Here is a 6,094-nt window from a genome sequence, read left to right on the forward strand (position 1 = left end):
ATGACAGTGAACGACGACACGTGGGTGGTCATCCCCCTGTTCAACGAGGCCCCTGTGATCGCAGGGGTCGTCGAGGGGCTGCGCGAGCGGTTCCCCCACGTGCTGTGCGTCGACGACGCCTCCGTGGACGGCGGCGGGGAGACCGCCCGCCGGGCGGGCGCGTGGGTGGCCGCCCACCCCGTCAACCTCGGCCAGGGCGCCGCCCTGCAGACCGGCTTCGACTGGGCGCTGCAGCGGGGGGCGCGCTTCGTGGTGACCTTCGACGCCGACGGGCAGCACCAGGCGCGCGACGCCGAGGCGATGGTCGCCACCGCCCGCGAGCGGGATCTCGCCTTCGTCCTCGGGTCGCGCTTCCTCGGGGCCGCGCCCCTGGGGATGGGGGCCGCGCGCCGCGCCGTCGTGCGCGCGGCCGCGCTCGCCACCCGGTGGCGCTCCGGACTGCGCGTCACCGACGCGCACAACGGCCTGCGCGTCATCCGCGCCGACGCCCTGAGGAGGGTCCGCCTCACGCACAACCGGATGGCCCACGCCTCGCAGATCGTCTCGCAGCTGGGCGCTACGGGCCTGCCGTGGGCGGAGGCGCCGGTGACGATCCGCTACTCGGAGTACTCGCGGTCCAAGGGCCAGCCGCTGTTGAACTCCGTGAACATCCTGGTGGACCTGGCGCTGGAGGACGCGTGATGCGCTACTTCCTCATCAAGGCGCTCCTGCTGGGCGCGCTGTGCCTCATGACGTGGGCGCTGGTGCGGCCCGTGCGCTCCCAGTCCTCCCTGGCCGTGCGGCGCCTGGCCACGGCCCTCCTGATGGTGTGCGCCGCCGCCGCGGTCCTCTTCCCCCAGGTGGCGAACACGGTGGCCCGGGCCATCGGCGTCGAGCGGGGCGTCAACCTGCTCACCTACGGGCTGATCGTGGCGTTCTTCGCCCAGTCCGTCACCGCCTACCGCCGGGACACCGCCGTCCAGCGCCAGTTGACCGCGCTGGCCCGCCAAGTGGCCCTCGCCTCGGCGCGACCCCCGTACGCCGGGGCAGGCGCTCCCCCGCCCGGGGCCGGGACCCCCTGCGGGTGCGAGGGGGGCGCCGGCGGGGTGCAACGCGCCGCAACGGAGGCGGATATTCCCCGAAACGGGCCGTGTAACGATATGGTTGCAACCGATGAGTAGCTTACCCATGCGGACGATCCAGCATTCGGCAACGAACTTCGGGCGCTTCGGACTCATCCGGAGCGCGCTCGCAGTCGCCCTGTCCGGGGTCCTCTTCGTCACGTCGGCGGGGGCCTTCCTCTACCGCGCCCTCGCGGGCCAAGTGCAGGACCGCGTCATCGACATCAACAGCTTCGTCACGAATTCCTCGGACACGCAGACGCCGGACTCCTTCGAGGGCCGTGCCGTCAACGTCCTCGTGCTCGGCATCGATTCGCGCGAGGGCAAGAACTCGGACCTGGGGGCGGGGGACTCCGAGGACGTGGGCGGCCTGCGCAACGACTCGACGATGGTCGTCCACATCTCGGCCGACCGCACGCGCCTGCAGGTGCTCTCGATCCCCCGCGACACGCTGGTCGACATCCCCTCCTGCCGGCACGCGGACGGCTCGTCCTCCGACCCGCAGACAGAGGTCATGTTCAACACCTCGATGTTCACCGGGGCCGACGGCGGCTCCGAGGCCTCGGACGTCGCGCCGGGCGTGGCCTGTGTGAAGGCGACGGTGGAGCAGATGTCCGGGATGGCCGTGGACGCGTTCATGGTGGTCGACTTCGCGGGCTTCATCTCGATGGTGGACGCGCTGGGCGGCGTGTGGTTCAACATCCCCGAGGACATCGCCGACGACGACGCGGGACTGTACATCGACCAGGGGTGCTGGAAGCTGGGCGGCACCCACGCCCTGGCCTACATGCGGGCCCGCTACTCGCTGGAGGACGGCACCGACATCTCCCGGATCGGCCGCCAGCAGCAGCTGATCTCCGCGATCATGCGGGAGCTGCAGTCGAAGAACTACGTCACCGACCTGCCCTCCCTGGTCTCCTTCCTGCAAGCGGCGATCGCCACCGTCAACATCTCGTCGAACCTGGCCGATCCGATGGCGGACGCGACGCTCCTGGTCAACCTCATGTCGAAGCTGGACCGCGCGAACATGCAGTTCGTGACCCTCCCCGTCGTCGCGCCGCCGTGGGACGAGAACCGGAGGATCACGGCCGAGCCCCTGGCCTCCAAGGTGTGGCAGGCGATCGAGGACGACCAGGCGCTGCCCGTCGGCACCGAGTACACGGACGGGAACGGCGCGCACCTGACGGTCCCCGATCCCAATGCGGGGTCCTCCTCGGCGCCCGGCGCCGGGGACTCCTCCCAGGGCCAGGGGGCCTCCCCCTCCGCTCCCGGGCAGGGCGCTGCCCCCTCCAACCCGGGACAGGGGTCCGAGGACTCCACGTCCTCCCAGACCGATGTCGCCCAGGCCAACAACTCCGCCGAGGCGGAGGCCAAGAACCAGGTCGACACCTGCCCTCCCGCTGATAAACGATGAGCACCCACCCCCCGTCCTTCACACCTGATCCGAAGCGGCACCGCCCCGGCGCCGACGACGCGCGCGTCGTCGGCGCTCCGCAGGACCCCCATAGCGCGCCCGCTCCTCCCCCTCCCGGCGTGGCGCCGCAGATGTGGAGGATCTCCGAGGACCAGCAGGGGCCGGAGCGCCCCCTGCTGCCGCGGACCCTCGACCAGCCGAAGAGGACGGGCGGCGAGGGGAGCCGTATCCCGCAGGCCCGTGCGATGCCGCCGTCGTACCAGCCCTCCTCCGCCTCCAATCCCCCTTCCTACGCGCCGGCGTCGGGCCCGGCGCCCTCCTACGCCCCGGGCCAGGACGCCCCCAGTGGTCCGCGCGGCCCGCGCGACGGCGGCCCTTCCGGCCCCGCGGCGCCCGCGAAGCCCCGCAGGAGGAGGCGCCCCTTCCGCACCGCCATGCGGGCCGTGGGCATCGTGCTGGTCGTGCTGCTCGCGTGGGGGGCTTTCCTGCTGTGGGACGCGAACTCGAACCTCGGCCGGGTCGACGCGCTGTCGGGGAAGGCCGACACGTCCGGGACGACGTACTTGCTGGCCGGGTCGGACTCGCGGGCCGACGGGGCGGTGCAGGACGGATTCAACGAGTCCGAGCGCGCCGATTCGATCATGCTCGTCAACGTCGCGCAGAACGGCCAGACGGTGGCGCTGTCTATCCCCCGCGACACCTATGCCGAGATCCCCGGCTACGGGTGGGACAAGATCAACGCCTCCTACTCCTACGGTGGCGCGGCACTGCTGGTGGAGACGGTGGAGAACCTCACCGGCCTCGCCGTCGACCACTTCGTCCAGATCGGCATGGGCGCCGTCCCCGACATGGTCGACGCCGTGGGCGGCGTGGAGCTGTGCTACGACAACACCGTGTCCGACCCCTACTCGGGCTTGAACTGGGAAGCGGGGTGCCACACCGTCGACGGCACCACGGCCCTGGCGTTCTCGCGCATGCGCTACGCGGACCCCGAGGGCGACATCGGCAGGACGAAGCGCCAGCGCCAGGTCATCTCGAAAGTGGTGTCGACCGCGATGTCCCCATCGACCCTCATCAACCCCATGCGCACACTGAGCGTGGAGAGGGCCGGATCGAAGTCCTTCACGGTGGACGACTCCTCGTCGAACGTCTTCACTGTGACGAGCCTCGTGATGGCCCTGCGCTCGGCGACTTCCAGCGAGATGATGGGGGTCCCCCCGATCGAGTCCCTGGACTTCACGACGGACGCGGGCGCTTCGGCGGTCCTCCTGCGGGACACGACCGCGCCCGATTTCTTCGCCAAGCTCCGCACGGGCTCCCTGACCACCTCGGACTTCAACCAGGTCGACGGCTTCTGAGAACGGACCCCTCAGCGGTCCTATGGGGAGCGCCCCCACCGCGGAACTCGGGCGCTCATTCCCGGAATCCGAGGCGCAGGAGGTGCTGCGCAACGCCTGCGTGCGGACGCGCCCTGCGCCTGCACCACTTGGACACTGCCCGCACCACTTAGGCCCCCGACACGCCGGGAGAACCAGGGCCCACTCGGACCTAAGTGGTGCAGCGGCGCGCTAAGTGGTGCAACGGAGTGCGAATCACACGGTGCGGAGCAGGAAGTCGCGCAAAGCGCCGACAACGAACCGCGCGCAGTTCCCCACAACGACGCGCACAAAGAATCAGAATCAGAGCACACGGCCCAGCCCCACAGGCGCCAGAGCACTGCGCGGCCCCGGCGACGACCGGGCCGACGATCGCCCGGGGGCAGCGGGCCCGGCAGGCGGAACCCGCAGGAGCCTCCCGCCTACCGCCCTGGGACTGTGATGGGGCGCTTGCCGGCCTGCCAGCCCTCCCACGCGGACTCGATGATCTCCTCGACGCCGTTGTTCGCCTTCCAGCCCAGGTCCACGCCGATGGAGAGCGGGTCCCCGATGAGTTTGGGCGGGTCGCCCGCGCGCCGCCCCTGCTCCTCGACGGGGAAGTCCCAGCCGATCACGCGGCGCAGGCCGTCGATGATCTCGCGCACGGAGGTGCCCAGGCCCGTGCCCACGTTGTAGGTGTGGTGCTCGGGCTGGCGGCCTTCCGCCAGGACGTCCAGCGCCGCGATGTGCGCCTCGGCCAGGTCGAGGACGTGGATGTAGTCGCGCACGCACGTGCCGTCGGGCGTGTCGTAGTCGGTGCCGAAGATCTTCGCCGACTCGCCCCTCTCCAGGCGGTCGAGCACCATCGGGATGAGGTTCATGATCGCGGGGTCGGCCAGGTCGGGCCATCCCGCTCCGGCGACGTTGAAGTAGCGCAGGCCGATCCACTTCAGATCCCATGCCCTCTCGCAGTCGGCCATCATCCACTCGCCGATGAGCTTGGTCTCCCCGTAGGGGTTGATGGGGCGGCAGTCGACGGTCTCGGGCACCAGTTCCACGGGCGGCATGCCGTAGACGGCCGCGGAGGAGGAGAAGATCATCTGGTCGATGCCCGCGTCGTTCATCGCGGCGAGGACGTTGGCCAGGCCGCCGACGTTCTGCTGGTAGTACCACACGGGCCGTTTCACGGACTCGCCGACCTGCTTGCGCGCGGAGAAGTGGATGACGGCGGTGACGTCCTCGTCGACCATGACGTTGGACAGAACGGATTGGGCCTGGTCGGAGGCGACATCGAGGGTCACCAGGGTCGCGTCGCCGATGCGGTCGGCGCTACCGGTGGACAGGTCGTCCACGACGACGACCTTGTCGCCGCGCTGGGACAGGAGGCGGACCACGTGGGCGCCGATGTACCCGGCGCCGCCACAGACGAGAATGCTCATGCTCCTAGTCTACGACGGGGCGGCCCGCGATGGGCGCTCCCGGCCGCCCCGTCAGTGCCGTCCGCGCGACCGCCTTCGCAGGGGCCCTCGCCAGTGCCGTCCGCGCGACTGGGATGGCGGCCTCCATGCCCAGCGTCCGCGCGGCCGCGTTCCCGGGCGACGGGGCGGAGCGCCCGGGGGAGTCCGCCGGGCCGCTTACCTCTGGGAGGAGACGCGCTCGGCCAGGGCCGCGCCCTTGGCGGTGGCCATTGCGCGCAGCTCCCCCTGGAAGCCGCGCATCCTGGCGCGCAGGGCGGCCGCCCGCTCCCCCTCGCCCGCGCCGAGGATCCGCGCGGCCAGCAGTCCGGCGTTGCGGGCGCCGCCGATCGACACTGTGGCGACCGGCACGCCGGCGGGCATCTGGACGATGGAGTGCAGCGAGTCGACGCCGTCGAGGTGCTTGAGGGCCACGGGAACGCCGATGACGGGCAGTTCCGTGAGGGCGGCGAGCATCCCGGGCAGGTGGGCGGCGCCCCCGGCCCCGGCGATGATGACGCGCAGGCCCCGCTCGGAGGCGGAGCGCCCGTAGGCGACCATGTCCTCGGGCATGCGGTGGGCCGAGACGACGCCGACCTCGCAGGCGATGGAGAACTCGGCGAGGGCGGCGACGGCGCCCTCCATGGTCGGCCAGTCGGAGTCGGAGCCCATGACGACCCCGACCAGGGGGTCCTCGCCGGTGGCGGTGAGCCGGACATCAGGGCTTGTGGACATCGTTCCTCCCGTGGGTTGTGGTTCAGGGCGGGGGCC

6 protein-coding genes are annotated in these 6,094 nt (G+C 71.3%); 4 read left to right on the top strand and 2 right to left on the bottom strand.

From position 1 onward, the window contains the following. The 4 genes from BH719_RS03280 to BH719_RS03295 all read left to right on the top strand — a co-directional run. The coding region (locus BH719_RS03280; protein ID WP_009743325.1) for a glycosyltransferase family 2 protein at positions 1-681 on the top strand (681 nt) is incomplete at its 5' end. Continuing rightward, positions 681-1,160, top strand: coding sequence for a DUF2304 domain-containing protein (locus tag BH719_RS03285; protein WP_009743326.1), 480 nt, complete (start codon positions 681-683; stop codon positions 1,158-1,160). The genes BH719_RS03280 and BH719_RS03285, both read left to right, overlap by 1 nt. Continuing rightward, positions 1,153-2,514 (top strand): LCP family protein, encoded by a 1,362-nt coding sequence (locus BH719_RS03290; protein WP_034255194.1) that lies wholly within the window; start codon positions 1,153-1,155, stop codon positions 2,512-2,514. Before BH719_RS03285 ends, BH719_RS03290 begins: the two co-directional genes overlap by 8 nt. After that, complete coding sequence (locus tag BH719_RS03295) at positions 2,511-3,872, top strand: LCP family protein (protein WP_034255196.1); 1,362 nt, start codon at positions 2,511-2,513, stop codon at positions 3,870-3,872. The genes BH719_RS03290 and BH719_RS03295 overlap by 4 nt, the downstream gene beginning before the upstream one ends. A gap of 440 nt (positions 3,873-4,312) precedes the next feature. Here BH719_RS03295 and galE read toward each other — a convergent pair whose 3' ends face one another. Further along, the gene (gene galE, locus BH719_RS03300) at positions 4,313-5,308 is read right to left on the bottom strand and encodes a UDP-glucose 4-epimerase GalE (RefSeq protein ID WP_009743329.1); all 996 of its coding nucleotides are present in this window, start codon (positions 5,306-5,308) and stop codon (positions 4,313-4,315) included. Positions 5,309-5,503: 195 nt separating this feature from the next. Continuing rightward, a complete protein-coding gene (purE, locus tag BH719_RS09805) occupies positions 5,504-6,058 on the bottom strand; it encodes a 5-(carboxyamino)imidazole ribonucleotide mutase (RefSeq protein WP_009743330.1) in 555 nt (184 codons plus the stop codon). Positions 6,059-6,094: the final 36 nt, after the last annotated feature.

This window comes from Pauljensenia hongkongensis (assembly GCF_001746855.1).
Classification (GTDB): Bacteria; Actinomycetota; Actinomycetes; order Actinomycetales; family Actinomycetaceae; genus Pauljensenia; species Pauljensenia hongkongensis.

Bases quoted from the DNA above. Each gene is read 5' to 3' on its own strand.
- BH719_RS03285 (WP_009743326.1), top strand. From the start codon at position 681: ATGCGCTACTTCCTCATCAAGGCGCTCCTGCTGGGCGCGCTGTGCCTC.
- BH719_RS03290 (WP_034255194.1), top strand. From the start codon at position 1,153: ATGAGTAGCTTACCCATGCGGACGATCCAGCATTCGGCAACGAACTTC.
- BH719_RS03295 (WP_034255196.1), top strand. From the start codon at position 2,511: ATGAGCACCCACCCCCCGTCCTTCACACCTGATCCGAAGCGGCACCGC.
- galE (WP_009743329.1), bottom strand. From the start codon at position 5,308: ATGAGCATTCTCGTCTGTGGCGGCGCCGGGTACATCGGCGCCCACGTG.
- purE (WP_009743330.1), bottom strand. From the start codon at position 6,058: ATGTCCACAAGCCCTGATGTCCGGCTCACCGCCACCGGCGAGGACCCC.